The following is a 26,535-nucleotide window of genomic DNA, read 5'->3' on the forward strand; positions in this document are numbered from 1 at the left end:
TCCGCGTCTCGCGCGCCGTGCCAGCCACGTTCACACGAACAGCGACACCCCCGGCACCAGCCACAGCGACAGACCGGCCAGCGCGCTGCCGATCGCGGTCGCGGCCAGCACGTCGCTGGGATAGTGCAGCCCCAGCACCACCCGCGAGACGGCGACGCTGGCGCTGAAGGGGATCAGCAACCACGCCAGCGCCGGGTAGTGCGCGAGCGCCACCAGGCTGAAGGCGACCGCATGCAAGGTGTGTCCGGACGGAAAGCTGAACTCGTCCAGCGGCGCCACCCAGGCGCGGATGCGCACGTCGCTGGCGAACGGCCGCGGCCGCCGCGTCCAGCGCTTGAGCAGCTTGTAGACCAGCAGCGCGATCGCGCCGGTGGCGGCCAGGTGCAGCGAGGCGGACACGCCGGCGCGCCCGTCGAGCAATACCAGCAGCGCCATCAAGCCGTACCAGAACGACCCGTCGCCGAGACGGCTGCTCGCGCCGAAGAACACGCGCAGGCCGTGGCGCGCGCACAGGCCATTGGCCCGCAGGCACCAGCCGCGCTCGCCGGCGCGCAGGCGCTCATGCAGTGGCGGCGCGTGCATCCGGCCTCCGTGCGCGCTGCAACCGTTGCAGGATGGCGTCGAAATCGGCGGCGACCCGCTCCGGCCGCAAGCCCGCGACCGCCGCGGGCGTCGCCCCGCGCAGCCGCGCGCGCAGCGCGTCGTCGCTGCCGATGCGCACGCAGGCGGCGATGAAGCCGGCGTCGTCGCCGTCGGCGACCGCCGCGCCGTGCACGCCATCGCGCAGGTGCTCGCGTGCGGCACCGTAGTCGAACGCCACCGTCGGCACGCCGCTGGCCAGCGCTTCCAGGGTGACGTTGCCGAAGGTCTCGCTGCGGCTGGGGAACAGGAACAGGTCGGTGCTGGCGAAATGCCGCGCCAGCGCCTGGCCGCGCTGCACGCCGCAGAACACGAAATCCGGATGCTCGCGCGCCAGCCGCGCGCGCTCGGGGCCGTCGCCGACCCAGACCAGGCGCGCATCCGGGCGTTCGCGCTGCAGCGCGCGGAAGCCGCGCACGGCCAGGGCGAGGTTCTTCTCCGCGGCGATGCGGCCGACATGGATCGCGACCGGCGCCTCGCCGACGGCGTCCCAGGCGGCACGCAATGCGCGGTCCCGGTGCTGCGGGCGGAACAGCTGCGTGTCCACGGCACGCGGCAGCCGCAGCACGTTGGCGAAGCCGCGCGCCTGCAGCAGGGCCTGCAATTCGCGCGTCGGCACCAGGGTGGCGTCGGCGCCGTTGTGGAAACGCCGCATCCAGTGCAGCGCGGCGCGCTCGAGGAAGGCGACGCCGTAGGCGCGCATGTAGGCGTCGAAGCGGGTGTGGAAGCCGGTCGCCGCGGGAATCCCCAGGCGCCGCGCGGCGCGCAGCGCCGACCAGCCCAGCGGGCCTTCGGTGGCGACGTAGATCGCGTCGGGCGGCGCCGTCCGCCAGGCCGCCAGCAGACGGCGCGTCGCCGGCAAACCGAAGCGCAGCCCCGGATAGCGCGGCAGCGGCGCGCCGCGCAGCAGCCATTCGTGCGCCAGGCCCGTCGCGGTTTCGCCGGCCTGGCGCGGGCGCAGCAGGGAGACCTTGTGGCCGCGCGCGCGCAGGCCCTGTTCCAGCCCCTGCACGGTCAGGGCGACGCCGTTGATTTCCGGCGGATAGGTTTCGCTGACGATCGCGTAGCGCATGCGGCGGCCCCGGTTTCGCCAAGGCTGCGCCGGCGGCATGAAGCGCCGATGGCGGTGCGATGACCGCGCGATGACATGATTTGCGCCCCTCACCCGCGTTCGGGCCGCATGTAGCGCGGTCCCTGTACGATCCGCGACCGCGCCACACACCCCTCACCCTGCTTCGCTGCGCGAAGCGGTCCCTCCCCGCAAGCGGGACGAGGGTGAGGCCGCTCCTTCTCGCTGCCGGCGGGACGGGTGAGGCCGTTCCTGCTCCCCGCTTGCGGGGAGCAGCTGCCGAAGGCGGGTGAGGGGCTGGCGGAGCGGCGAGCTCCTGCCGCGCCGTGCGGTCCGCACCCGCGCCACGCCCCCATCAGCTCCTTCGAGCGCGAAGCGGTCCCGCAAGCGGGACGAAGGGGCGCTCAGGCGGTCTCGACCCGCAAGGCGATCCCCAGCGCCGCGAAGGCTTCGGGTTCCTCGGCGAGATCGGCGTGCAGCAGCGGCCGCGCCTCGAGCCAGCGCCGGGGCAGCGTCAGTACCAGGCTGTCGCCATGCGCGTGCAGGCGCGGTTCGGGCAGGGCGGCGGTTTCGTGCGAGCGGTGCAGCAGCACCGCCAGCCGCAGCAGCGCGGCCTTGCGCCGGGTAGGGAGAAGCAGACGCTCGGGCAGCAGCTCGAAGGCCGCTTTCGGGACGCCGCGGCGGTGCGTGCGCACCAGCGCCGCCAGCACCCGCTGCTCCTGCATCGAGAAGCCGGCGATGTCGGAATGCTGCAGTACGTAGGCGCCGTGCACCTGGTACTGGCTGTGGGCGATGGCCAGGCCCAGTTCGTGCAGGCGCGCGGCCCAGGCCAGCATCAGCCGGTCGTCGGGGTCGAGCTGCCAGTCGCCGCAGACGCGATCGAACAGCTGCAGCGCGGTGTCGGCCACGCGCGCGGCCTGCACCGGGTCGACGCCGTAGCGCTGCATCAGCGCCTGCACCGAGGCGTCGCGCGGGTCGTCGGCGCCGCCGCGGCCGAGCATGTCGTACAGCACGCCCTCGCGCAGCGCCGCCTTGCTCACCGCCATCCGCTCCAGCCCGAGCGCGGCGAAGGCCGCTTCCAGCACCAGCACGCCGCCGGCGATGATCGGGCGGCGCTCGGCCGACAGCGCCGGCAGGGCGATGGCGTCGATGCGACCGGCGTCGAGCAGGCGTTCGCGTACCTGCGGCAGCGCCTGCGCGGTGATCGCGCCCTTGGTCAGCTGCATCGCCGCGCAGATCTCGCCGACCGCCTTGATCGTGCCGGAGGCGCCCAGCGTCTCCTGCCAGCCCAGGTGCCGGTAGACGCCGGCAAACTGCTGGAACTGCGCGCCCACTTCCAGCAGCGCCGCCTTCCAGCGCTTCCTGCCCAGCTTGCCGTCGCCGAAGAAGCGGGCGGTGGTGGCGACGCAGCCCAGTTGCAGGCTCTCGCGCTCGACCGCGTCCAGGCCGCTGCCGATGATGCATTCGGTGGAGCCGCCGCCGATGTCGATCACCAGCCGCAACTGCCCGGGACGGGGCGGTTGCGCGTGCGCCACGCCCAGGTAGATCAGGCGCGCTTCTTCGCGGCCGGAAATGACCTCGATCGCGTGCCCGAGCGCGGTTTCCGCCGGCACCAGGAACGCCTGCGGCGCGGCCAGCGCGCGCACGGTATTGGTCGCGACCGCGCGCACCCGCTGCGGAGGGATGTCGTGCAGGCGCTGGCCGAAGCGCGACAGGCACGCCAGCGCGCGCTGGCGCACCGCCGGCGTCAGCCGGCCCTGGCCGTCCAGGCCCTCGGCCAGGCGCACCATTTCGCGCAGGCGGTCGACGATGCGCAGCTGCCCGAGCACGTAGCGCGCCACCACCATGTGGAAGCTGTTGGAGCCCAGGTCGATGGCGGCGAGCAGATCGCCGTCCTGCAGCGGCAGCGCGGCCGAGTGCCGGTGCAGGTGGGTGTGCGGGCCGTCGCGCATGCGCGTGCTCAGCCGCAGAGCCTGGCCAGCAGCGTGGCCTGCGCCGAGTGCGGCATGGCGTCGGCCTCCGGCGCCAGCCGGCGGTAACGGCCGTCGGCCTGCAGTTCCCAGGCGTTGAGGTTGTCGGCGAGGTAGTTGTCCAGGGCCTCGTCCACGACCCGCGCCGCGAGCTCCGGCGGCAGGATCGGGAAGCAGACCTCGACCCGGCGCAGCAGGTTGCGTTCCAGCCAGTCGGCGCTGGCGCAGAACAGTTCCGGGTCGCCGTCGTTGCCGAACCAGTACACGCGGCTGTGCTCGAGGAAGCGGCCGACGATCGAGCGCACGCGGATGTTGTCCGACACCCCCGGCACGCCCGGGCGCAGGGTGCAGGCGCCGCGCACGATCAGGTCGATCGACACCCCGGCCTGCGAGGCGGCGTACAGCGCGCGCACCACCTGCGGCTCGTTGAGCGCGTTCATCTTGGCGACCAGGCGCGCCGGCCGCCCCGCGCGCGCATGCCGCGCCTCGCGCTCGATCCGCGCCAGCACCCCTGCGTGCAGGGTGAAGGGCGACTGCAGCAGGCGCTCGAGCCGGGTCGCCGGCGCCAGCCCGGACAGTTGCTGGAAGACCTGGTGGACGTCGCTGCCGATCTGCGGGTCGGCGGTGATCAGGCCGATGTCGGTGTAGGCGCGCGCGGTGCCAGCATGGTAGTTGCCGGTGCCCAGATGCACGTAGCGGCGCAGCTGGCGGCCCTCGCGGCGCACCACCAGCAGCATCTTGGCGTGGGTCTTGTAGCCGACCACGCCGTACACGACCTGCACCCCGGCTTCCTGCAGGCGGTCGGCGAAACCCAGGTTGGCTTCCTCGTCGAAGCGCGCGCGCAGCTCCACCACCGCGGTCACGTCCTTGCCGTTGCGCGCCGCCTGCACCAGCGCTTCCACGATCGCCGAGTCCTTGCCGGTGCGGTACAGGGTCTGCTTGATCGCCAGTACGTTCGGATCCTCGGCCGCCTGCTTGACCAGCTCCAGCACCGGGGCGAAGGCGTCGAACGGGTGGTGCAGCAGCACGTCGCCCTCGCGCACGCGCTCGAACATCGCGTCGCTGCCGGCGAGCTTGCGCGGCTGGAACGGCGGGTATTTCAGCTCCGGGCGCTGCACCAGGTCGTAGACCTGGATCACGCGATTGAGGTTGACCGGGCCGTCGATCCGGTACACCGCCTCCTCCGGCAGCTCGAAGTTCTCCAGCAGCGTGCGCACGATCGGCTTCGGGCAATTGCGTGCGATCTCCAGCCGCATCGCCCGCAGGTAGCCGCGCCCGACCAGCTCGTCGCGCAGGGCAAGCGCCAGGTTCTCGACTTCCTCCTCGTCGACGATCAGCTCGGAGTTGCGGGTGACCCGGAACTGGTAGGCGCCCTTGACCTCCATCCCCGGGAACATCTCGTCGACGAACGCCGACAGCACTGCCGACAGGAACACGAAGTCGTGTTCGCCGCCGGAAACCTTCGGCGGCAGCTGGATGATCCGCGGCAGCGAACGCGGCGCGCGCACGATCGCCAGGTGCCCGGCGCGGCCGAAGGCGTCGCGGCCCTTGAGCACGACCACGATGTTGAGCGACTTGTTGAGGATCTTCGGGAACGGATGCGCCGGATCCAGCCCCAGCGGCGACAGCACCGGCATGATCTCGTCGCGGAAATAGGCGCGCAGCCAGCGGGTCTGCCGGGCGTTCCAGTGATCGCGCGCCAGCACCCGCACCCCGGCCTGCGCCAGCGCCGGGCGCAGCACTTCGTTCCAGCAGCGGTACTGCGCCTGCACCAGCTCCGCGGCGCGGTCGTGGATGCGCCGCAGCACCACCGCCGGCGGCAGCCCGTCGGGTCCCGGCGGCGTGTTGAAGTCCAGCGCGTGGCGCACGGTGGCGGCGCGGATCTCGAAGAACTCGTCGAGGTTGGTGCAGGAAATGCACAAGAATCGCAGCCGCTCCAGCAGCGGCACCGCTGGATCCTGCGCCTGCGCCAGCACCCGGAAGTTGAAGTCCAGCTGCGACAGCTCGCGGTTGGCGTGCAGCGCCGGATCGCGCAGCGGATCGTCCGGCGCCGTGGCGTCGGCGACCGCGGACGCCGGCACGCGCGTGCGGCGGGTGGCGCGCGCCGGCGCTGCGGACGGGCGCCGGCTCATGCCTCGCTCCAGCTGTCGTGCCCGCGCGGGCGCACCCGCTCGGGGCCGAAATGGCAGGAGAAGGTGCTGCCGCGTCCGACCTCGCTGGTCACCTCCAGTCGCGCCTGGTGCAGGCCCAGCACGTGCTTGACGATCGCCAGGCCCAGGCCGGTGCCGCCGCTCTCGCGCGAGCGGCTGGTGGAGATGCGGTAGAAGCGCTCGGTGAGCCGCGGCAGGTGCGTGGCGGGGATGCCGTAGCCGCTGTCGCGCACCGACAGCACCGCGCCGCCGTCGGCCGCGCGCGCGAAGCCGATCGCGATGCTGCCGCCGGCCGGGGTGTAGCGCACCGCGTTGCCGACCAGGTTGGAGAACGCGCTGTGCAGTTCCCGGGTCGAGCCCCACAGGTCGACCCCGGCGCCGTCTTCCACGGTGATCGCGTGCCGCTGCTGGCTGAGCGCCTGCGCCTCGCGCCCGAGCGTGGCCAGCAGCGGGGCCATCGCCACCGCCTCGTCGACCAGCGCGTCCTGCGCTTCCAGCCGTGACAGCGTCAGCAGGTCCTCGACCAGCTGGGTCATGCGCTGCGACTGGCGCCGCATCTCCGCCAGCATCGGCGCCCATTCCTGCTGCGCGGCCGGATCGAGCCCGCTTTCGTCCAGCATTTCCAGGTAGCCGTGGACCACGGTCAGCGGGGTGCGCAGCTCGTGCGAGACGTTGGCGACGAAGTCGCGACGCATCTGTTCCAGCCGCGTCAGCCGGGTGATGTCGCGTGCGACCAGCAACCACAAGTCCTCGGAATAGGGGATCAGGCGCAGGCTCAGGCGCAGGTCGGGATCGCCCGGGGAGGCGGTATCGGTCAGCGGTTCGGCGTTGCGGCCGGCGGCCAGCCAGTGCGCGATCGGCAGCGGTTGCAGGCGTTCGCCCAGCGGCGCGGCGATGTCGCGCGGATAGTGCAGGCCCAGCAGCCGGGTCGCGGCGGCATTGAACCAGGCGATGCGCTGGCTGTTGCGTTCCACCACCACCACCGCGTCGGGCAGCGCGTCGGCGACCGCGCGGTAGGCGCGCAGCATCCCGATCAGGCGCCGCTTGCGGTCGCGCATTTCCTGCTGGCCGCGGTACAGCAGGTGGTCGAGTTCGTTCCAGACGCCGTCGCCCGCGGGCGGGGCGATGCGCCGGCGCGCGGTCAGCCGCAGCAGCACGCCGCGCAGTTTCCAGTAGTGCCAGGCGACCACGCCGAGCGCGGCCAGCGCCAGCACCAGCCCGACGTGCCCGAGCAGCAGGCCCGTCGCCAGCGCAAGCGCCAGCACCAGCGCGAGCAGGCCGAGCGTCTTGAACCAGGCGGAGCGGGTGTGGGGCGGCATGGGGCTAGTCTAGGCGGTCGCGACGCTGCGTGGCCGCTGCTGCCGCGGATCAGGTCGCGGCGGAGAAACGGTAGCCGGCGCCGCGCACGGTCTGCACCATCGGGTCCAGCCGCGCCGGTTCCAGGGTCTTGCGCAGGCGGCGGATGTGCACGTCCACCGTGCGTTCCTCGACGTACACGCTGCCGCCCCAGACGTGGTCGAGCAGCTGCGAACGGGTGTAGACGCGCTCGGGATGGGTCATGAAGAAATGCAGCAGACGGTATTCGGTGGGGCCGATCGCGACCGGCTCCTCGCGGTCGTCCACGCGTGCGTACACGCGGTGCGCGGCGCCGTCGATGCGCAGCGCGCCGACCGCGATGCTGCCGTGCTCGTCGTCCTCGCGCGCGCGGCGCAGCACCGCGCGGATCCGCGCCAGCAGTTCGCGTGCGGAAAACGGCTTCACCACGTAGTCGTCGACCCCGGCTTCGAGACCGCCGACGCGGTCGTTCTCCTCGCCGCGCGCGGTCAGCATGATGATCGGGACCTCGCGGGTAAGGGCGTCCTTGCGCCAGCGCCGCGCCAGCTCCAGACCGCTGGTGCCGGGCAGCATCCAGTCCAGCAGGATCAGGTCGGGGACGCGGTCGGCGATCGCCGCCTGCGCCTGGCGGGCGTCGCCGGCGTGGACCGGGTCGTAGTCGCCCTTGCGCAGGGCGAAGGCGACCATGTCGCGGATCGCGGGCTCGTCGTCGACGATCAGGATGCGTTTCTGCATGGCAGTGCGGTCACGGCTCCGGGTGCCGGCATTAGACGACAGTTTTGTGACTGCCCGGTGACAGTGCGCCGGGCCCGTCGGGTCGCGGCAATGCATGCAATCCGACCCCGGCTCTCCCTTGGCTGGGAGAAGAACCGAAATCAGCGGTTGTGCGAAGGCCGGGGGATTGCAGCCCAACCGGATGAGTAACGAGGCGCAATCGACGGGTAGCCGCCGTTGGCTACCTGCGGTCGAGGTCCTCGTCGCGGATGCCCTGGCGGCGCAGCTCCAGCACCGTCGGCGTGATCGCCGCGATCCGGGCATCGATGCGGGCGCGGGCGTAGTAGTCGACGTCGTCACGCTTTTTCAGGATGTTGAGCTGCACCAGTGCCTGTTCCGGGCGGCCGTTGAGGTAGGCGGCCTCGGCCCAGGCTTCGCCGGCGCGGACCGGGTCGCCGGCGATTTCGCTGGCGCGGGCGAAGGTCTGCTGGAACACCGGATCGTCCGCGGCGCTGGCCAGCAACGGCCGCAGCAGCGCCTGCGCGCGCCTGCCCGCGGCCGTGGTGTTGCGCTCGTTGAGCATGCCGGCGTAGGTCAGCGCGACCGCACGGTTGTGGGGCAGGCGCGCCGCCAGCGCCTCGAACCGGGCGTCGGCGGCGGCGATCCGGCCCGCGCGCGCCTCGGCCTGGGCCAGCGCCAGGGTCAGCCACAGGTCGCCGGGGTGGGCAGCCAGCAGCGGCTCCAGCTCGGCCGCCGCGGCCGCGGCCTGGCCGTCCTGCAGCCGCGCCAGTGCGAGCCCGTAGCGCTGGGCATCGTCGAGTGCGCCGGCGCGGGCGATGCGGTTGTATTCGCGCACGGCCGCGGCCGGGGTGTCGGCGCTGAGCACGCGCAGGCGCTCGCGCGCCCACGGGAACTGGCCGCTGGCGCCGCCCGCGCCGGCGCCGGCGGCGATCCGCAGCGACGCCGGCAGCAGCGGATTGTCGCTGGCCGCGGCGACCGGCACGAACGGCCGCTGCGCGCCGGCCATCCGCCCGGCGCGGTCGCGCGCCTCGCTGATGCGGGTGGTGGTCACCGGGTGCGTCTGCAGATAGTCGGGGGTGCGCTCGCGGTCGCCGCCCTGGTTGCTGCGCACCACCGACTGCAGCTTCTCGAAGAAGCCGGCCATGGCCGTGGGGTCGTAACCGGCGCGGGCGAGGGTGCGGATGCCGATGCGATCGGCCTCGGCCTCGTTGCTGCGGGTGTAGTCGATCTGGCGCTGCGCCAGCAGGCCCTGCGCCGACATCACCGCCGCCATCGTCGCGTCGTCGCTGGAGTTGCCGCCGCTGCTCTGCGCCACCGCGATCGCACCCAGCATCGCCAGCAGGATCGGGACGCTGTCGCGCTGGGCGCGTTCGACCGCGCGCAGCACGTGGGTCTGGGTCACGTGCGCGACTTCGTGCGCCACCACCGCCGCGACCTCGTCCTCGCTGTCGGCCGCCAGCACCAGCCCGGCGTTGACCGCGATGTAGCCGCCCAGGGTCGCGAAGGCGTTGATCTGGCGCTCGCGCAGCATGAAGAAGGTGAAGGGCTCCCGGGGCTTGTCGCTGGAGGCGGCCAGGCGGTCGCCGAGCGTCTGCAGCCAGCCGGCCAGCAGCGGGTCGTCGAGGGTGTAGCCGTAGTTGCGCAGCTGGCTCAGCGTCATCGCGCCGTACTGCGCCTGCTGTGCCGGCGACAGCACGCTGCCGGCCGAGGAGCCGATGTCGGGCAGGCGGCTGTCCTGCGGCCGGGCGCCGGCCGCAGGCAGCAGCAGGCCGGCGACGGCGAGGGTCAGGACGGCAGCGGCGTAGGCAGGGCGCATGCGGGCTCGACAGGCGAAAGCTGGAGGATGCCCGGCGCCACCGGCGCCGGCGTGAACCCGCGGTTAATCCGCGGGGCGCGGCGTCGACTGGAAAAGCGTGCAGGCCGGGCCCATATTGGACCTCTGTCCATCCGGCAAGTTTCCACTTCGGAGAATCTCCTTGAGCGCGCAACCCGGTCCCGGCGATGCCGAAACTCCCCTGATCACCCTGTACACCTCGGCCACCTGCGGCTACTGCACGGCCGCCAAGAATTTCCTGAAGAGCCGCGGCCTGGCCTGGCACGAGGTGCGGATCGACCTGGATCCGGCCGAGCGCGAGCGCATGATCGCCCGGGCCCGGCGCACCAGCGTGCCGCAGATCTTCATCGGCCAGACCCACGTCGGTGGCTATGACGACATGATGGCACTGCACCGCGCCGGCAAGCTCGAACCGCTGCTGGCGGCGGAAGCGGCGTAAGCCGGCCGCGAGCGCGGCAGCCGCGCGCCGGAGCGCGGATCGGAAGCGGCAGGACTGGAATCGGCGCGGGGCCTGGACCCGGCCCACGGGGGGAGACATGAGCGGCAACGACGAAAACGATCGCATCGCGCAGTTCACCGCGTTCCGCCAGCGCATGAACGAACGCATCCTGGCCGAGCCCAACCAGGTCGTGCGCCGCTTCTTCGCGCTCGACACCCAGACCTACCAGGCCGGCGCGCTGGACGTGAAGACCAAGGAGTTGCTGGGCCTGGTCGCCTCGCTGGTGCTGCGCTGCGACGACTGCATCAGCTACCACGTCGCCCAGTGCCGGGACGCGGGCGTGAGCCGCCAGGAGATGTTCGAGGCGTTCTCGGTCGGGCTGGTGGTGGGCGGCTCGATCGTGATCCCGCATCTGCGCCGGGCAGTGGATTTCCTGGACCGGCTGGAAGGCGGCGCCGCCGCGGTCCCGGACCCGCACGCACACGGCTGACGTCGACCGGATCTGGCACCAGCGGCCGGCACCAGCGGCCAGCCGGCCGCGCGCATCTGGCATAATGACGGGCTGCCTTTCCCCCTTGGCGCCGCGTGTTCGCGCGGTGCTTCCCTGTTCGGATATTGCACATGACCCAGACGATCACGGTCATCCGCGGCGATGGTATCGGCCCGGAGATCATGGAGGCCACCCTGCACGTGCTCGAAGCGCTGCAGGTCGGACTCGCGTACGAATTCGCCGACGCCGGCCTGGCCGCGCTGGAAAAGACCGGCGAGCTGCTGCCCGCGGCGACCATGGACTCGATCCGCCGCAACCGCGTCGCGCTCAAGAGCCCGTTGACCACTCCGGTCGGCGGCGGTTTCTCCTCGATCAACGTCGAGTTGCGCAAGCGCTTCGACCTGTACGCCAACGTGCGCCCGGCCAAGTCGTTCCCCAATACCAGGTCGCGCTTCCCCTCGGGCGTGGACCTGATCACGGTGCGCGAGAACACCGAGGGCGCCTACAGTGCCGAGGGCCAGGAGCTGTCGGCCGACGGCGACACCGCCACCTCGATCACCAAGACCACGCGCCGCGGCTCCGAGCGTATCGTCCGCTACGCCTTCGACCTGGCGCGGCGCACCGGCCGCAAGCAGGTCACGGTGGTGCACAAGGCCAACATCCTGAAGTCGACTTCGGGACTGTTCCTCAAGGTCGCGCGCGAAGTCGCCGCGCAGTACCCGGACATCGCCTGCAACGAGCTGATCGTCGACAACTGCTGCATGCAGCTGGTGATGCGCCCGGAGCAGTTCGACATCATCGTCACCACCAACCTGTTCGGCGACATCATCTCCGACCTGTGCGCCGGCCTGGTCGGCGGCCTGGGCCTGGCGCCGGGCGCCAACATCGGCACCGACGCCGCGATCTTCGAGGCCGTGCACGGCACCGCGCCGGACATCGCCGGGCAGGGCAAGGCCAATCCGTGCGCCTTGCTGCTGGGCGCCGCGCAGATGCTCGACCACCTGGGCATGCCGGACAAGGCGACCCGCCTGCGCGCGGCGATCGTCGCCACGCTGGAGGCGAAGGATTCCCTGACGCCGGACCTGGGCGGCAGCGGCAACACCATGGCTTTCGCCCGGGCGATCGCCGGCCGCCTGTAAGCGCGGCGCGGCATCGCCGGCGCCTTGCCGTCGGGCGTTCGCGCCGTCGCCCGCAATGCGCCGCCAGCGCTGCGCTTGCCGGCGGGCGCGCGGCAACGAAAAGGGCGCCTCGCGGCGCCCTTTTTCGTGTCCGGGGGATGCGCGGATCAGTCGCGCGACTGCAGCTTGGCGAGCAACCGCAGGATCTCCAGGTACAGCCACACCAGGGTCACCAGCAGGCCGAAGGCGGCATACCACTCCATGTATTTGGGCGCGCCGTGTTCCACGCCCTGCTCGATGAAGTCGAAGTCCAGCACCAGGTTCAGCGCCGCGACCACCACCACCACGGCCGAGAACCCGATCCCGACCCAGCCGCTGTCGTGGATGAAGCTCATGCCCTGGAAGCCGAACAGCTGCAGGCCCATCTGCACCAGGTACAGCAGGAAGATGCCGCCGGTGGCGGCGACCACGCCCAGCTTGAAGTTCTCGGTCGCCCTGATCAGGCCGCTGCGGTAGGCCAGCAGCAGCGCGGCCAGGGTGCCGAAGGTGAGCCCGACCGCCTGCATCACGATGCCCGGAAAGCGCTGCTCGAACACCGCCGAGATCGCACCGATGAACAGGCCTTCGGCCGCGGCGTACAGCGGCGCGGTGACCGGCGCCCAGGTCTTCTTGAATACCGTGACCAGCGCCAGCCCCAGGCCGCCGAGGGCGCCGCCCCACACCCAGGGCATCAGGCCCGCGCCGCCGCCGGCGTAGGCCTTGCTCCAGGTGAACATCGCCGCAGCCAGGACCACCACCAGCAGGAACGCGGTCTTGTTGACCGTGCCGTTCAGGCTCATGGCGCTGGCGTCGTGGCGCACCACGGTGCCGGAGCCCAGGTCCAGGAAGGTCGATTCGCTCAATGCCGGGTTGCCGCTGCGCATGGGACTCTCGCTCGTGCCGTGGAAAGGTCGGGGCCAGAGCATACACATCCCGGGCCGGCGTCGCGCCGCGCGTTGACACGCCTGCGCCGGCTCCGGACAATAGCCGGCCTTTCGCAGCGTTGGCGCGCCGCGGGAGCGTTCCACGCGGGGTATAGCGCAGTCTGGTAGCGCGCCTGCTTTGGGAGCAGGATGTCGGGGGTTCGAATCCCTCTACCCCGACCATCCCGGCCCGTCCGGGCCCGGGGTGCGACAATCCGGCCAGGGCGCCCGTAGCTCAACCGGATAGAGCACCGGCCTTCTAAGCCGGTGGTTGCAGGTTCGAGTCCTGCCGGGCGCGCCATCGTTCGACCGTCCCAATGGTGGCTGTAGCTCAGTTGGTTAGAGTCCTGGATTGTGATTCCAGTTGTCGGGGGTTCGAGTCCCCTCAGCCACCCCAGATCCGGTTTTGTTGGTACAATTTTTTGCACGGGCCGTTAGCTCAGTTGGTAGAGCAGTTGACTCTTAATCAATAGGTCCAAGGTTCGAATCCTTGACGGCCCACCACCCGTGAAACGCCCGGCCCGCGCCGGGCGTTTTTTTGCGTGCCGCTCCCGCCGCACGGCCGTAGAATCGCGGCGATCGCGAAAGTGGCGGAATTGGTAGACGCCCTGGTTTTAGGTACCAGTGCCGCAAGGCGTGGGGGTTCGAGTCCCCCCTTTCGCACCAGCAGGACGCTGGCCTGGCGTCTCGATGTGCGCATCCAAGCCTGCTATCGGCTTGCGCGCGGGCGCCGGCTTCCGCGCCGGTTGCCTGCAAGTCGGCATTTCCGGCGCGCGCGCCGGACCGGCGCCGGGGCCGGGGGCCAGAAGCCGGGGCTGGGCCGGGCCCCGCCTCCGCAGCGTGCCGCGTCGGGCGCCGACGCGCCGGGAAAGGCGGCGCGGCCGTGCTGGCGGCGGGCCGGCAAATCGGCCAAACTAGCGCGTTCCGCCGCTTCCGGACGCGTGTCGATGCCGCCCGGCCGCCGGTCCGACAAATCAATGTAACTTTCGCCGTGGCCCGGAGCCACGGTCGCAGGAGTGGGTATGCCAGCTTCAGATACGCAGGTTTCGGTCGAATCCGTCGGGCGCCTCGAACGCCGCATGACCCTCCGTCTCCCGGCGGAACGCCTGGAGAACCAGGTCGGTGGCCGCCTGCGCGAGATCGCGCGCACGGCCCGGATCAAGGGGTTCCGACCGGGCAAGGTGCCGACCAAGGTGGTCGAGCAGCGCTACGGCCAGCAGGTCCGCGCCGAGGTGTTGGACGGGCTGCTGCGCGAGGGCTTCGACGAGGCGGTGCGCGACAACGCGCTGCGCATCGCCGGCAACCCGCGGATCGAGCCGGCGGACGCGGACGCCGGCGCCGGCGAACTGTCCTACGTGGCCACGTTCGAGCTGGTGCCGGAATTCGGCGAGATCGACGTGACCAAGCTGCAGGTCGTGCGCCACAGCGCCGAGGTGGCCGAGGCCGACATCGACCGCATGATCGAGAACCTGCGCCAGCAGCGTCGCAGCTGGAGCGCGGTCACGCGGCCGGCGCGCGAAGGCGACGCGGTCGATGTGGAGACCTGGTCGCAGGCCGGCGACGAGCGCCTGCCCGCGCAGGGCGTGGAGCGCGGCGTCGACGTGATCGGCAGCGGCGCCATGCTGCCGGAGATCGAGGCCGCCTTGACCGGCATGTCCGCCGGCGAGGAGAAGTCCATCGAGGTCGTGTTTCCGGAGCAGTGGCGGGTGCCGCAGCTGGCCGGCAGGACGGTGCAGGTGCACCTGAAGGCCGAGCAGGTCTCGGAGCCGGTGCTGCCCGAGGTGGATCCCGCATTCATCCGCAGTTTCGGCGTCAAGAGCGGCGAGCTGGCGCAGTTCCGCACCGAGATCCGCAACAACCTGGAGCGCGAGCTCAAGGGCGCGCTGATGAACCGCCTGCGGCGCGAGGTCGGCGAGCAGCTGGTCGCGGCCTATGCGGAGGTGGAACTGCCGCCGCGGCTGGTCGAGCAGGAGGCTCGCGGCATGGCGCAGCAGGCGCTGCAGCAGGCGCGCCAGCAGGGCCAGCAGATCGCCGCGCTGCCGGACAATGCGCACGAGCCGTTCCTGGATGCCGCCCGCAAGCGTGTCCTGGTCGGGCTGCTGGTGGGCGAGGTCGCGCGCCGCAACGAGTTGCGCCTGGATCCCAAGCGCCTGAACGAACTGCTGCGCCTGATCGCCTCCACCTACGAGGAGCCGCAGCAGGTCATTGAGTTGTACCGCAACGATCCCCAGTTGATGTCCGGGCTGCAGGCGCGGGCGATGGAAGAGCAGGTGATCGACTGGATCGCCGAGCGCGCGCAGCACACCGAGCAGGCCTTGACCTTCCAGGAAGCCATCGGCCCGTAAGGCGAGTCCCTTCGCAAGGGTCCGCGCGTCGTGCGCGGACTTCCCAGCAGACAGACAGGTGGCAAACGTGGACAACCGGACCAAAGCCCTGAACCTGGTGCCGATGGTGGTCGAACAGACCAGCCGCGGCGAGCGCGCGTACGACATCTACTCGCGGCTGCTGAAGGAGCGGGTGATCTTCCTGGTCGGCGGCATCGACGACCACGTCGCCAACGTCATCGTCGCGCAGATGCTGTTCCTCGAGGCGGAGAACCCAGAGAAGGACATCAGCCTGTACATCAATTCGCCCGGCGGCATCGTCACCGCGGGCATGGCGATCTACGACACCATGCAGTTCATCAAGCCGGACGTGAGCACCATCTGCGTCGGCCAGGCCGCCTCGATGGGCGCGTTGCTGCTGGCCGCCGGCAGCAAGGGCAAGCGTTACGCGCTGCCGAACTCGCGGGTGATGATCCACCAGCCGCTGGGCGGCTTCCAGGGCCAGGCCACGGACATCGAGATCCACGCCCGCGAAATCCTGTCGATGAAGCAGCGCCTCAACGAGATCCTGTCCAAGCACACCGGGCAGGCGCTGGACACCATCGCCCGCGACACCGAGCGCGACAACTTCAAGAGCGCCGAGGCCTCGCGCGACTACGGCCTGATCGACCAGGTGCTCGAACGCCGTCCGGAAGACTCGATCCAGCCGGCTTGAGTACGGCCGCGCAGACCTTCAGAATCACGCAAGATCCTGATCGTAAACGACTTTCATTGTGTGCAGCGGGCCTGGCGGGGATGCCGGGCCCCTGTGCTATTCTCGGGCCGCAACCGCGGCTGCAGCAGGTGACTGGGGAATGAGCGAAGACCGTCAGGGCCGATCCGGCGACAGCAGCAAGATCCTGTACTGCTCGTTCTGCGGCAAGAGCCAGCACGAGGTCCGCAAGCTGATCGCGGGCCCGAGCGTGTTCATCTGCGACGAATGCGTCGAGCTGTGCAACGACATCATCCGCGAGGAGCTCGAGGAAAAGGCGCAGTCGGCGCGCAGTTCGCTGCCCAAGCCGCGCGAAATCCTCGAGGTGCTGGACCAGTACGTGATCGGCCAGGCCCGCGCCAAGAAGACGCTCGCGGTGGCGGTCTACAACCACTACAAGCGGATCGAGAGCCGGCAGAAGAACGACGACGTCGAGCTGGCCAAGTCCAACATCCTGCTGGTCGGCCCGACCGGTTCGGGCAAGACGCTGCTGGCCGAGACCCTGGCGCGGCTGCTCAACGTGCCGTTCACCATGGCCGACGCCACGACGCTGACCGAAGCCGGCTATGTCGGCGAGGACGTCGAGAACATCATCCAGAAGCTGCTGCAGAAGTGCGACTACGACGTCGAGAAGGCGCAGCAGGGCATCGTCTACATCGACGAGATCGACAAGATCTCGCGCAAGAGCGAGAACCCGTCGATCACCCGCGACGTGTCGGGCGAGGGCGTGCAGCAGGCGCTGCTGAAGCTGATCGAGGGCACCGTGGCCAGCGTGCCGCCGCAGGGCGGGCGCAAGCACCCGCAGCAGGAGTTCCTGCAGGTCGATACCCGCAACATCCTGTTCATCGTCGGCGGCGCCTTCGCCGGGCTGGACAAGATCATCCAGCAGCGCAGCACCGACGCCAGCGGCATCGGCTTCGGCGCCAAGCTCAAGAGTTCCGAGCGCAAGGTCGAGGTCGGCAAGGTGCTGGCCGAGGTCGAGCCCGAAGACCTGATCAAGTTCGGCCTGATCCCCGAGTTCGTCGGCCGCCTGCCGGTGGTCGCCACGCTCGAGGAACTGGACGAGGCCGCCCTGGTCAGGATCCTGACCGAGCCGCGCAACGCGATCAGCAAGCAGTTCAGGAAGCTGTTCGACATGGAAGGCGTGGAACTGGAGTTCCGCCCCGACGCCCTGGCCGCGATCGCACGCAAGGCGCTCAAGCGCAAGACCGGCGCCCGTGGCCTGCGTACCATCGTCGAGTCGGTGCTGCTGGACACGATGTACGACCTGCCGTCGCTGGAGAACGTCAGCAAGGTGGTCGTGGACGAGTCGGTGATCGAGCACAAGTCCGACCCCTACCTGATCTACCAGACCCCGGCGCCGGCGCCCAAGGCCGCCAGCGGCGAATAGCGCCGGATCCCGGCCGGGCTCCGGTTCAGGTGGCAAGCCCCTGATTGCAAAGCGTTCGTCGGCCCGTGCAAGTCGAGGGCGACGACGGGCGCTTGCAACCGTTTCACGCCAGCCCCATAACCATGAACGTCGGCGCGTTGCGCCGCCTTGACCGTCCGGCCGGTATCGTTTTCCGGCTGCCCGATCACGCTGTCCGAGACTGCCCCTGCCCCCCGGAGCCGCCATGACCGACCACCCTGAAACCTCCGTCCCGGTGCTGCCGCTGCGCGACGTGGTGGTGTTCCCGCACATGGTGATCCCGCTGTTCGTCGGCCGCGACAAGTCGATCCGTGCGCTGGAACTGGCGATGGAAGCCGACAAGCGCATCGCGCTGGTGGCGCAGAAGTCCGCCGAGACCGACGACCCCGGCGCCGAGGATCTCTACCGCATCGGCACGCTGGCCACCGTGCTGCAGCTGCTCAAACTGCCCGACGGCACCATCAAGGTGCTGGTCGAGGGCGTGGACCGCGTGCGCATGGAGCGCATCGGCGAGCGCGACGGCACCCTGGTCGGACATGCGGAGGTGGTCGAGTCGGTCGATTCGCGCGAACCGCGCGAGATCGAGGCGGTCGCACGCTCGCTGATGACCCTGTTCGAGCAGTACGTCAAGAGCAATCGCAAGCTGCCGCCGGAACTGCTGCAGACGCTGTCCGGGATCGAGGAGCCCAGCCGCCTGGCCGACACCATCGCCGCGCACCTGGGCGTGCGCCTGGCCGACAAGCAGCGGCTGCTGGAGACCGTCGACACCTTCGGCCGGCTGGAACTGCTGGTCGGCTACGTCGACGGCGAGATCGACGTGCAGCAGATGGAAAAGCGCATCCGCGGCCGGGTCAAGTCGCAGATGGAGAAGTCGCAGCGCGAGTACTACCTCAACGAGCAGATGAAGGCGATCCAGAAGGAGCTCGGGGAGATCGACGAGGCGCCGAACGATCTGGACGAGCTCGCGCGCAAGATCGCCGCAGCCGGCATGCCCAAGCCGGTGGAAACCAAGGCCAAGGCCGAGTTCAACAAGCTCAAGCAGATGTCGCCGATGTCGGCCGAGGCCGCGGTGGTGCGCAACTACCTGGACTGGTTACTGGGCGTGCCGTGGAAGAAGCGCAGCAAGATCCGCAAGGACCTCAAGGCCGCGCAGGACGTGCTCGACGCCGACCACTACGGCCTGGAGAAGGTCAAGGAGCGCATCCTCGAATACCTCGCGGTGCAGACCCGGGTGAAGCAGATGAAGGGCGCGATCCTGTGCCTGGTCGGCCCGCCGGGCGTGGGCAAGACCTCGCTCGGGCAGTCGATCGCCAAGGCCACCAACCGCAAGTTCGTGCGCATGTCGCTGGGCGGCGTGCGCGACGAGGCCGAGATCCGCGGCCATCGCCGCACCTACGTCGGCTCGATGCCGGGCCGGATCGTGCAGAACCTCAACAAGGCCGGCACCAGGAATCCGCTGTTCATGCTCGACGAGATCGACAAGATGTCGATGGACTTCCGCGGCGATCCGTCCTCGGCACTGCTGGAGGTGCTGGATCCGGAGCAGAACCACGCCTTCAACGACCATTACCTGGAGGTCGACCTGGACCTGTCCGAGGTGATGTTCGTCGCCACCTCCAACTCGCTGAACATTCCCGGCCCGCTGCTGGACCGCATGGAGGTCATCCGTCTGCCCGGGTACACCGAGGACGAGAAGATCAACATCGCCATGCGCTACCTGGTGCCCAAGCAGATCAAGGCCAACGGACTGAAGTCCAGCGAGCTGAAGATCGCCGAGAGCGCGATCCAGGACATCGTGCGTTACTACACGCGCGAGTCCGGCGTGCGCAATCTGGAGCGCGAGATCGCCAAGATCTGCCGCAAGGTGGTGAAGGAACTCGCGCTGGCCGGCCCCAGGGCCAGGCCGCGGGCGGTCAACGTCACCTCCAAGAACCTCGACAAGTACCTGGGCGTGCAGCGCTTCGATTTCGGCCGCGCCGAAGCCGAGAACGAGATCGGCCTGGTCACCGGCCTGGCCTGGACCGAGGTCGGCGGCGACCTGCTGCAGATCGAATCCACGCTGGTGCCGGGCAAGGGCCAGCTGATCCTCACCGGGCAACTGGGCGACGTGATGAAGGAATCGGCCTCCGCGGCGCTTTCGGTGGTGCGTGCACGCACCGACCGTCTCGGCATCGACCTGGACTTCCTCGCCAAGCAGGACGTGCACCTGCACGTGCCCGAAGGCGCCACGCCCAAGGACGGCCCCAGCGCCGGCATCGCCATGGCGACCGCGCTGGTGTCCACCCTGACCAAGATCCCGGTTCGGGCCGAGGTGGCGATGACCGGCGAGATCACCCTGCGCGGCCGCGTGCTGCCGATCGGCGGACTGAAGGAGAAACTGCTGGCGGCGATGCGCGGCGGCATCCGCACCGTGATCATCCCGGAAGAGAACCGCAAGGATCTCGTCGACATCCCCAAGTCGGTCAGCCAGCAGATGAAGATCGTGCCGGTGCGCTGGATCGACGAGGTGCTCGACCTTGCGCTGGAACGTCCGTTGACGCCGCGGCAACCTGCGGGCGCGTTGCCGGACGCGACGCACGAGTCCGGCAAACCGGCGGTGCAGGCCGACATCAAGCATTGAAGCGGCGCGATGCGGTGTTCGCGGCGATCCGACCGCGATCGCTGAAACCCGCGCCAGTGCTTGTTTTCCGTGTTGCGCGGCGAAAATCCGACTGGTATAACGCATGCAACCGCGTCGCCGGCGCCAAGCGCCGCGTCGCGGCATGCTCGACCGGGCAGCCTGCGCAACGCCGCAGCGGGGACCCCGGTTACCTTATCCAGCGGTCGAACGATCCGCACAGGGAGTCAATCAATGAACAAAGCCGAATTCATCGAAGCCGTGGCCGATGCCGCCGAACTGTCCAAGGCCGACGCCGGTCGCGCGGTCGATGCGATGATCGCCTCCATCACCAGGGCGCTGAAGAAGGGCGACACCGTCACCCTGGTCGGCTTCGGTACGTTCGACGTGCGCAAGCGCGGTGCCCGCACCGGCCGCAATCCGCGGACCGGCGAGGAAATCAAGATCGCGGCTTCGAAGAATCCCGCCTTCAAGCCCGGCAAGGCGCTGAAGGATGCGGTGAACTGAGCCGCGCGTGACATGTGGTGCAGAAGCCCGGCGACAAGCCGGGCTTTTTGTTGCGGGGTGTCGTGATGCGCAGTGAAGCCCGCATCTCCTTCTCTCCGCTCTGCGGGGGGAAGGTGCCCGAAGGGCGGATGAGGGGCGGCTCTTCGCACGTGCCCTCATCGCATGGTTCCTCGCCCCGTGCCCCTCACCCCGTACCCTCTCCCCGCCGCGCGGGGCGAGGGGGAGTGATTCTCGCGCTGCGCGCGAGTGCGTTATTGTTTAGCAGCGGGTGCTTAGCTCAGCGGTAGAGCGTCTCCTTTACACGGAGAGGGTCGGGGGTTCGAACCCCTCAGCACCCACCAGCGACGGCGGTCGCGCCTTGTGCGGCGCAAGGGCAGCGGCGGTGCCCGGCGGTTGCGGGTCGGGATCCCCGGCAACGGCGCCCGCGCGGCGCGGTCTGTTGCGAAGAGGATGGGGCCTCTGTATCATCCCGCGGCTCAGCGGAGTGGTAGTTCAGTTGGTTAGAATGCTGGCCTGTCACGCCGGAGGTCGCGGGTTCGAGTCCCGTCCACTCCGCCATTTTTCCCAGGCACCGGCAACGGTGCCTTCTTTTTTGGCCATCTCCCCTCTCCGGGATTCGCGATCGGACTCGGGAAGGAGTCGCCGCACGGCGGCCCGAGGGTGGCACGCCCTCCTGACGGCATCCTGCATTCAAGTCGGGGCGCGGGTTATGCCTGGCCTGACGTCGCGTCATGGTCTGTACTCGGGAGATCGGCTTCGGCAGGAGTCGCCGCCCGGCGGGCTGGGGGTGCTGCGCCCTCCTGACGACCTCCTGTCTTTAAGTCGGGCCGTGGACCCTCCATGGTCCACTCTCCGCACCCCCAGCCCGCCGGGCGGCGACTTCGCGAGCCTGGAGGTTCGTCGCTTCGGATGGTTTTTTCTGCAAGCGCCAACTTACTTGCCCGGAAGCCGGTGGCCCGGCCCGTGCGGGACCGTCGGCGGCATGGATGCCGCCGAGGAGCCTACAGGGACGTATTCACGGCGTGTCCCGCACGGGCCGGGCCACCGGCTTCCCCCGCAGAAGTTCCCGCACTTGGACCATGTATTTACGGCTTGCGCTGCATCGGCCAAGCCACAGGCTACGGGAGAGTGTTTACGGCGTGTCCCCGCACAGGCCGGGCCGCCGGCTTTCCCTCGCGGGGGTTTCCGCACTCGGGAGAAGAGACTCTTCTTGCCCCGTCGGGGCCGCGCGGATTGGGGCTGTGCGGGCGTAACGGGGTAGACTTAGCCGCTTACGCCCTGCAAGCGCATCCACATGCTCGAGAAAATCCGCAAGCTGTCCTCCAGCAAACTGGCCATCGCGCTGATGACCTTGTTCATCATCCCGTTCGCGCTGTTCTTCGGGATGGAGTCGTACATGCAGCAGAACGTGGAAACCTACGCTGCGCGCATCTCCCAGCCCCCGGCCTGGTGGCCGTCGGCGCCTTCGTACTGGCCGGTATCGATGCTGTGGCAGCACGAGGAGATCGACGCGGAGGAATTCCGCAACGCCTTCGAGCGCGAGCGCCAGTCGCAAAGGCAGGCGCAGGGCGACGCGTTCGACACGGACGAATTCGGGAAGCCGGAAAACAAGCGCCGCGTGCTCGAGCAGATGATCGACCAGCGCCTGCTGCGGATGCTGGCCGAGGACGCCGGCATCGTGGTCGGCGACGCCCAGGTGCGCGCCACCATCCAGAGCATCCCGGCGTTCCAGGTCGACGGCAAGTTCAATCCGCAGCAGTACCAGCTCACGCTCGCCTCGCAGGTGCCGGCGCGCAGCCCGCGCCAGTTCGAGCAACTGGTGCGCGAGGACCTGCAGCAGTCGCTGATCCCGAGCCAGATCATCGAAACCGCGTTCGCGACCCCGTCCGAGGTCGACCGCCTGCTGCGCCTGCTCGGCGAGCGCCGCGACGTCGCCTTCGCGGTGATGCCGGCGCCGGCGCCCGATACCGGTGCGGTCGGGGCCGCGGAAGTCCAGCGCTGGTACGACAGCCACGCGGCGGTCTATCGCGCCCCGGAAACGGTGACGCTGGAATACGTGGATATCGATGGCAGCCGCCTGCCGCCGCCGCCGGCCGCCGACGAGGCGGCGCTGCGCCAGCGCTACGAGCAGGAACAGGCGCGTTACACCCAGGCCGAGGAACGGCTGGCCTCGCACATCCTGGTCGAGGTGCCCGCCGGCGCCGACGCCGCCGCGCAGCAAGCGGCGCAGGCCCGGGCCGGGAAGATCGCCGCGCAGGCAAAGCAGCCGGGCGCGGATTTCGCCGCGCTGGCGCGGGCCGAATCCGACGACGCCGGCTCCAAGGCCGCCGGCGGCGATCTGGGCTGGGTCGGCAAGGACATGATGGCCAAGCCGTTCGAGGAGGCGTTGTTCGCGATGCGGCCGGGCGAGGTCGTCGGCCCGGTCAAGACTGAGTTCGGCTGGCACGTGATCCAGCTGCGCGAGGTCAAGGCGGGCAGCCGGGTGCCGTTCGAGCAGGTGCGCGAGCAACTGGCCGCCGAGCAACTGGATGCCGACCGCGAACGCCAGTTCAACGCGTTGACCGGCAAGCTCGTCGATCAGGTCTACAAGAATCCGATGACGCTGGCGCCGGCGGCGCGGGCGGCCAACCTGCCGGTGCAGAAACTCGGGCCGCTGGCGCGCGGGCGGGGCGCGGGTATCGCGGCCAATCCTGCGGTGCAGCGCGCAGCCTTTTCCGAGGCGCTGATCCAGGACGGCACTGTCAGCGACCCGATCGAGCTCGGGCCGATGCACAGCGTGCTGATCCGGGTGGTGGCGCACACGACCGAGCGCGCCTTGCCGCTGGCGCAGGTCCGCGAGCAGGTGGTCGCCGCGATCCGCGCCGATCGCGCCGCCCGGGCCGCGGCCCGGCAGGCCGATGCCATGCTGGCGGCGGTGCGCGACGGCAAGCCGCTGGCCGAGGTCGCGGCGGCCCGGCAACTGGCGACCAGCGACGTGCCCGGCCTGCCGCGCGGCACGCCGGTGCCCGATGCCGCCGCGGCCGAGGCCATGTTTGCGGTGCCGGCGCCGGCGCCGGGCAAGGTCAGTCCCGGCAAGGCGGTGCTCGAGGACGGCCGGATCGTGGTGTTTGCCGTGAGCAAGGTGGTCCCGGGCGATCCAGCAGAAGCCACCGCGGCGCAGCGCGCGGCGTTGCAGCAGCAACTGGCGCAGGTGGCCGGCAACGACGATGTCCGCGCGCTGGTGAAGGCGCTGCGCAGCCGGGTGCGGATCCGGGTCGAGGAAAGCCGGCTGTAGCCGCGCGGTCCGGCGGCGATCGCGTGCAGCAAAAAAGCCCGGCTTCGCGCCGGGCTTTTTCGTCTGTCGCCGCCGCCGGGCGGGTGCACGGCGCGCGTGACGTTTATTCGATCCCGGTCATGCCGACGATGCTGAAACCGGCATCCACGTAGGTGACCTCGCCGGTGATGCCGGCGGCCAGGTCCGAGCACAGGAACGCGGCGGTGTTGCCGACGTCCTCGATGGTGATGTTGCGGCGCAGCGGCGCGGCGGCTTCGAACTGCCCGAGCATCTTGCGGAAATTGCCCACGCCGGAGGCGGCCAGGGTCTTGATCGGCCCGGCCGAGATCGCGTTGACGCGGGTGCCCTCGGGCCCCAGGTTGAGCGCGAGGTAGCGCATGGTCGATTCCAGGCTGGCCTTGGCCACGCCCATCACGTTGTAGTTCTGCAGCGCGCGGATCGCGCCGAGATAGGTCAGGGTGAGGATGGCGCCGTTGCGGCCGCGCATCTGCGGCCGCGCCGCCTTGGCCAGCGCCGCCAGCGAGTAGGCGGAGATGTCCTGGGCGATGGCGAAGTTCTCGCGCGTCAGCCCGTCCAGGAAGTCGCCGCCGATCGCCTCGCGCGGGGCGTAGGCGATGCAGTGCACGAGGATGTCGAAGCCCTCGGTCCAGTGCTGGCCCAGTTCGGCGAAGCAGGCGTCGATCTGCGCGTCGGAAGACACGTCCAGCGGCAGCACGATCTTGGCGCCGTACTCGGTGGCGGCGTCCTCGACCCGCGAGCGCAGCTTGTCGTTCTGGTAGGTGAGTGCCAGTTCGGCGCCCTGGCGGTGCATCGCCTCGGCGATGCCGTTGGCGATCGAGCGCTGGCTGGCGATGCCGGTGATCAGCGCGCGCTTGCCCTGCAGGAATCCCATGGTGTCGTCCATTCTGCGAAACAGGCGGCTAGTGTGCCTGCGTCGCGGCTTCCGGGCTAGGCACGGGCGTCGGCGCGTCGAGCAACAGCACCATGCCCGGGCGCAGCACGCTGCGCGCCGACAGGCCGTTGCGCGCGAGCAGGGCCGCGGTGCCCAAGCCATGGCGGTGGGCGATGCTCCAGGCCGATTCGCCGCGGGCGACGGTGTGGGTGCGCGGCGCGGCGGCGGGGTCGGTGCCGACGGGAGAGGTCGCGGCGGCCGCTTCGGGCCGGCTCCCGGCGCGGTCGGCTGCCGGAATCGGGTCGGTAGCAGCGTGGGCGGTCGCGGGACCCGCGTGCGGCGCCGGTGCCAGCACGCGCTGGGCGCGGCTGCCGCGGGCGATGCGGCCGCCGGCGAACGCGGGATTGAGGCGGCGCACGGCCGCACTGTCGCGGCCATGCGTGCGCGCCCAGGCTTCGAGGCTGGTGGCCTGCGGCGGCAATGCCACGGCCTCGAGCACCGGCACCGGGCGATCGAGCGCCTGCAGCCATTGTTCGCGGTCGTCGGCGCGGTCGAGCAGGCACGACAGGGCATGCAGCTTGCGTACGTAGGCGCGGGTGATGCCGGACAGGCCGGTCAGTTTTTCGACATCGGCGTCGCGCGCGACCTGACCGCTGCGGCGCAGGGCGCCGAACACGCGGTACTCGCCGGCGTTGTAGGCCATCACCGCCAGGCGCCAGTCGCCGGCGAACATGCCGTGCAGGGTCTTGAGATAGCGCACCGCGGCCCGGGTCGACTCCACCGGCGACAGGCGGCCGTCGTAGCCGGGGAGGATCGGCACATGGTGGTTGCGCGCGGTGACCGCGATCATCTGCCACATCCCGGCCGGGCCGCCGCGGCTGCGCGCACCGGGCCGGTAGCCGCTTTCCACGAACGGGATCAATGCGTACTCGGTCGGCAGGCTGGCCTCGCGCAGCGCGTCCACCACGTAGCCGAACAGCGCCAGCACGTCGTCGTCGTGCGCGGTCATGCGCTGCGGCGCGGCGGCGAAATGCCGGCGCCAGCGCGGGCTGCTGCTGTCCTTGTCGCAGCTCGGGTCGGCCAGGCCTTCGCGAAAGCGTGCGTAGATGTCCAGGCCGCTGCGGGTGGCCGGGAGCTGCGCGGCCGATTCCGCAACCGGTTGTGCGGCCGGTTCGGTGGCGGTTGCCGGCAAGCTCGCCGCCAGCGCCGCCAGCAATGCGAGCGCCGTCGCCGCGCCCTTCACGCGCGGAATCCGTCTTTCCAGCGCCGCAATTCGGCGAAGACCTCGACCCGGTCGCGCGGCTCGCGCCCGAGCCTGCCCGCCACCGCCGCGCGCAAGGCCGGGGCGTCCACGCGCAGGAACGGGTTGGCCGCGCATTCCCCGGCGAGGGTGCTCGGCAGGGTGGGGTGTCCGTGCTGGCGCATGGCAGTGGCGTCCTCGGTGCGTCGGCGCAGGGCCGGGTTGTCGGGGTCGACCACGCGCGCGAAGGCGGCGTTGGCCAGGGTGTATTCGTGCCCGCAGCACACGCGGGTGTCGGCGGGGAGGGCGGCCAGCCGGTCGAGCGAGGCCAGCATCTGCGCCGGGGTGCCCTCGAACAGCCGGCCGCAGCCGAGACTGAAGAGGGTATCGCCGCAAAACAAGAGGCCGTGGCCGAAAAATGCGATGTGGCTCACGGTATGGCCGGGAACGGCGAGCACCTGGAACTCCCAGTCGCCCACGGCGACCCGGTCGCCGTCGCCGACCCGGGTGCAGGCGGCCAGCGCGATGCGTCCGTCGTCGGGGGCGAAGACGCGCAGCTGCGGCCAGCGCTGCAACAGCGCGGCCATGCCGCCGATGTGGTCGGGATGGTGGTGGGTCAGCAGCACCGCGACCGGCCGCAGCCCGGCGTCGGCCGCGGCCAGCACCGGCGTGGCGTCGCCCGGATCCACCACCAGCGCGCCGCTGTCGTCGGTCAGTGTCCAGATGTAGTTGTCGGCGAAGGCGGGCAGCGGCAGCAGGCGCATCGGCGGGGTCCGGGCCG

General features: G+C 70.4%; 20 protein-coding genes and 7 tRNA genes. 16 read left to right on the plus strand and 11 right to left on the minus strand.

Annotated elements, in window-relative coordinates; all coding sequences use genetic code 11:
• Positions 1-30: 30 nt before the first annotated feature.
• The 7 genes from D0Y53_RS09220 to D0Y53_RS09250 all read right to left on the minus strand — a co-directional run bounded on the left by D0Y53_RS09220 (position 31) and on the right by D0Y53_RS09250 (position 9,714).
• A complete protein-coding gene (locus D0Y53_RS09220) occupies positions 31-582 on the minus strand; it encodes a phosphatase PAP2 family protein (RefSeq protein ID WP_117202939.1) in 552 nt (183 codons plus the stop codon).
• Positions 560-1,711 carry a glycosyltransferase family 4 protein gene (locus D0Y53_RS09225; protein WP_117202940.1) on the minus strand — a complete coding sequence of 384 codons (1,152 nt, stop codon included), beginning with the start codon at positions 1,709-1,711 and terminating at the stop codon, positions 560-562. The genes D0Y53_RS09220 and D0Y53_RS09225 overlap by 23 nt, the downstream gene beginning before the upstream one ends.
• Before the next feature lie 401 nt (positions 1,712-2,112).
• Positions 2,113-3,660: an exopolyphosphatase gene (ppx, locus tag D0Y53_RS09230; RefSeq protein WP_117202941.1), complete on the minus strand. Its 1,548-nt coding sequence runs from the start codon at positions 3,658-3,660 to the stop codon at positions 2,113-2,115.
• A gap of 8 nt (positions 3,661-3,668) precedes the next feature.
• Positions 3,669-5,759 carry a polyphosphate kinase 1 gene (gene ppk1 / locus D0Y53_RS09235; protein WP_386724626.1) on the minus strand — a complete coding sequence of 697 codons (2,091 nt, stop codon included), beginning with the start codon at positions 5,757-5,759 and terminating at the stop codon, positions 3,669-3,671.
• 47 nt (positions 5,760-5,806) lie between these two features.
• Complete coding sequence (phoR, locus tag D0Y53_RS09240) at positions 5,807-7,147, minus strand: phosphate regulon sensor histidine kinase PhoR (RefSeq protein ID WP_117202943.1); 1,341 nt, start codon at positions 7,145-7,147, stop codon at positions 5,807-5,809.
• A gap of 49 nt (positions 7,148-7,196) precedes the next feature.
• Positions 7,197-7,898: a phosphate regulon transcriptional regulator PhoB gene (gene phoB / locus D0Y53_RS09245; RefSeq protein ID WP_117202944.1), complete on the minus strand. Its 702-nt coding sequence runs from the start codon at positions 7,896-7,898 to the stop codon at positions 7,197-7,199.
• A 220-nt stretch (positions 7,899-8,118) separates the two neighbouring features.
• A complete protein-coding gene (locus tag D0Y53_RS09250) occupies positions 8,119-9,714 on the minus strand; it encodes a M48 family metalloprotease (RefSeq protein WP_117202945.1) in 1,596 nt (531 codons plus the stop codon).
• 160 nt (positions 9,715-9,874) lie between these two features.
• Here D0Y53_RS09250 and grxC point away from each other — a divergent pair, with 160 nt between their 5' ends.
• The 3 genes from grxC to D0Y53_RS09265 all read left to right on the plus strand — a co-directional run bounded on the left by grxC (position 9,875) and on the right by D0Y53_RS09265 (position 11,800).
• On the plus strand, positions 9,875-10,171 hold the full coding sequence (grxC, locus tag D0Y53_RS09255) for a glutaredoxin 3 (RefSeq protein ID WP_117202946.1): 297 nt from the start codon (positions 9,875-9,877) through the stop codon (positions 10,169-10,171).
• A 97-nt stretch (positions 10,172-10,268) separates the two neighbouring features.
• Complete coding sequence (locus D0Y53_RS09260) at positions 10,269-10,661, plus strand: carboxymuconolactone decarboxylase family protein (RefSeq protein WP_117202947.1); 393 nt, start codon at positions 10,269-10,271, stop codon at positions 10,659-10,661.
• Positions 10,662-10,792: 131 nt separating this feature from the next.
• The gene (locus D0Y53_RS09265) at positions 10,793-11,800 is read left to right on the plus strand and encodes an isocitrate dehydrogenase (protein WP_117202948.1); all 1,008 of its coding nucleotides are present in this window, start codon (positions 10,793-10,795) and stop codon (positions 11,798-11,800) included.
• Between the two features lie 146 nt (positions 11,801-11,946).
• Here the strand turns inward: D0Y53_RS09265 and D0Y53_RS09270 are convergent, their stop codons facing one another.
• On the minus strand, positions 11,947-12,702 hold the full coding sequence (locus D0Y53_RS09270; RefSeq protein WP_117202949.1) for a Bax inhibitor-1/YccA family protein: 756 nt from the start codon (positions 12,700-12,702) through the stop codon (positions 11,947-11,949).
• Between the two features lie 145 nt (positions 12,703-12,847).
• Between D0Y53_RS09270 and D0Y53_RS09275 the strand changes: the two genes are divergently transcribed.
• The 13 genes from D0Y53_RS09275 to D0Y53_RS09335 all read left to right on the plus strand — a co-directional run bounded on the left by D0Y53_RS09275 (position 12,848) and on the right by D0Y53_RS09335 (position 23,622).
• A tRNA-Pro gene (locus D0Y53_RS09275) sits at positions 12,848-12,924 on the plus strand.
• 41 nt (positions 12,925-12,965) lie between these two features.
• A tRNA-Arg gene (locus D0Y53_RS09280) sits at positions 12,966-13,042 on the plus strand.
• Between the two features lie 19 nt (positions 13,043-13,061).
• Positions 13,062-13,138: transfer RNA gene (locus tag D0Y53_RS09285), tRNA-His, on the plus strand.
• A gap of 31 nt (positions 13,139-13,169) precedes the next feature.
• Positions 13,170-13,245: transfer RNA gene (locus D0Y53_RS09290), tRNA-Lys, on the plus strand.
• 77 nt (positions 13,246-13,322) lie between these two features.
• Positions 13,323-13,407, plus strand: a tRNA-Leu gene (locus D0Y53_RS09295).
• Between the two features lie 356 nt (positions 13,408-13,763).
• Positions 13,764-15,086 carry a trigger factor gene (tig, locus tag D0Y53_RS09300; protein WP_117202950.1) on the plus strand — a complete coding sequence of 441 codons (1,323 nt, stop codon included), beginning with the start codon at positions 13,764-13,766 and terminating at the stop codon, positions 15,084-15,086.
• Between the two features lie 67 nt (positions 15,087-15,153).
• Complete coding sequence (gene clpP, locus D0Y53_RS09305; protein WP_117203006.1) at positions 15,154-15,780, plus strand: ATP-dependent Clp endopeptidase proteolytic subunit ClpP; 627 nt, start codon at positions 15,154-15,156, stop codon at positions 15,778-15,780.
• 139 nt (positions 15,781-15,919) lie between these two features.
• A complete protein-coding gene (clpX, locus tag D0Y53_RS09310) occupies positions 15,920-17,206 on the plus strand; it encodes an ATP-dependent Clp protease ATP-binding subunit ClpX (RefSeq protein ID WP_117202951.1) in 1,287 nt (428 codons plus the stop codon).
• A 223-nt stretch (positions 17,207-17,429) separates the two neighbouring features.
• Positions 17,430-19,844, plus strand: a complete 2,415-nt coding sequence (lon, locus tag D0Y53_RS09315; protein WP_117202952.1) for an endopeptidase La — start codon at positions 17,430-17,432, stop codon at positions 19,842-19,844.
• A 231-nt stretch (positions 19,845-20,075) separates the two neighbouring features.
• Positions 20,076-20,348 carry an HU family DNA-binding protein gene (locus D0Y53_RS09320; RefSeq protein WP_117202953.1) on the plus strand — a complete coding sequence of 91 codons (273 nt, stop codon included), beginning with the start codon at positions 20,076-20,078 and terminating at the stop codon, positions 20,346-20,348.
• Between the two features lie 266 nt (positions 20,349-20,614).
• Positions 20,615-20,689, plus strand: a tRNA-Val gene (locus D0Y53_RS09325).
• 140 nt (positions 20,690-20,829) lie between these two features.
• Positions 20,830-20,906, plus strand: a tRNA-Asp gene (locus D0Y53_RS09330).
• Between the two features lie 736 nt (positions 20,907-21,642).
• Positions 21,643-23,622: a peptidyl-prolyl cis-trans isomerase gene (locus D0Y53_RS09335; protein ID WP_117202954.1), complete on the plus strand. Its 1,980-nt coding sequence runs from the start codon at positions 21,643-21,645 to the stop codon at positions 23,620-23,622.
• A gap of 103 nt (positions 23,623-23,725) precedes the next feature.
• Here the strand turns inward: D0Y53_RS09335 and D0Y53_RS09340 are convergent, their stop codons facing one another.
• From D0Y53_RS09340 to gloB, 3 genes are read right to left on the minus strand one after another with little or no spacing between them, the layout of a single operon-like run.
• Positions 23,726-24,514, minus strand: coding sequence for an enoyl-ACP reductase FabI (locus D0Y53_RS09340; RefSeq protein ID WP_117203007.1), 789 nt, complete (start codon positions 24,512-24,514; stop codon positions 23,726-23,728).
• 28 nt (positions 24,515-24,542) lie between these two features.
• Complete coding sequence (locus D0Y53_RS09345; RefSeq protein ID WP_233511731.1) at positions 24,543-25,757, minus strand: lytic transglycosylase domain-containing protein; 1,215 nt, start codon at positions 25,755-25,757, stop codon at positions 24,543-24,545.
• Positions 25,754-26,518 (minus strand): hydroxyacylglutathione hydrolase, encoded by a 765-nt coding sequence (gene gloB, locus D0Y53_RS09350; protein ID WP_117202955.1) that lies wholly within the window; start codon positions 26,516-26,518, stop codon positions 25,754-25,756. Before gloB ends, D0Y53_RS09345 begins: the two co-directional genes overlap by 4 nt.
• Positions 26,519-26,535 lie beyond the last annotated feature (17 nt).

This window comes from Cognatiluteimonas weifangensis, from assembly GCF_003416885.1.
In the GTDB taxonomy this organism is placed as follows: domain Bacteria; phylum Pseudomonadota; class Gammaproteobacteria; order Xanthomonadales; family Xanthomonadaceae; genus Cognatiluteimonas; species Cognatiluteimonas weifangensis.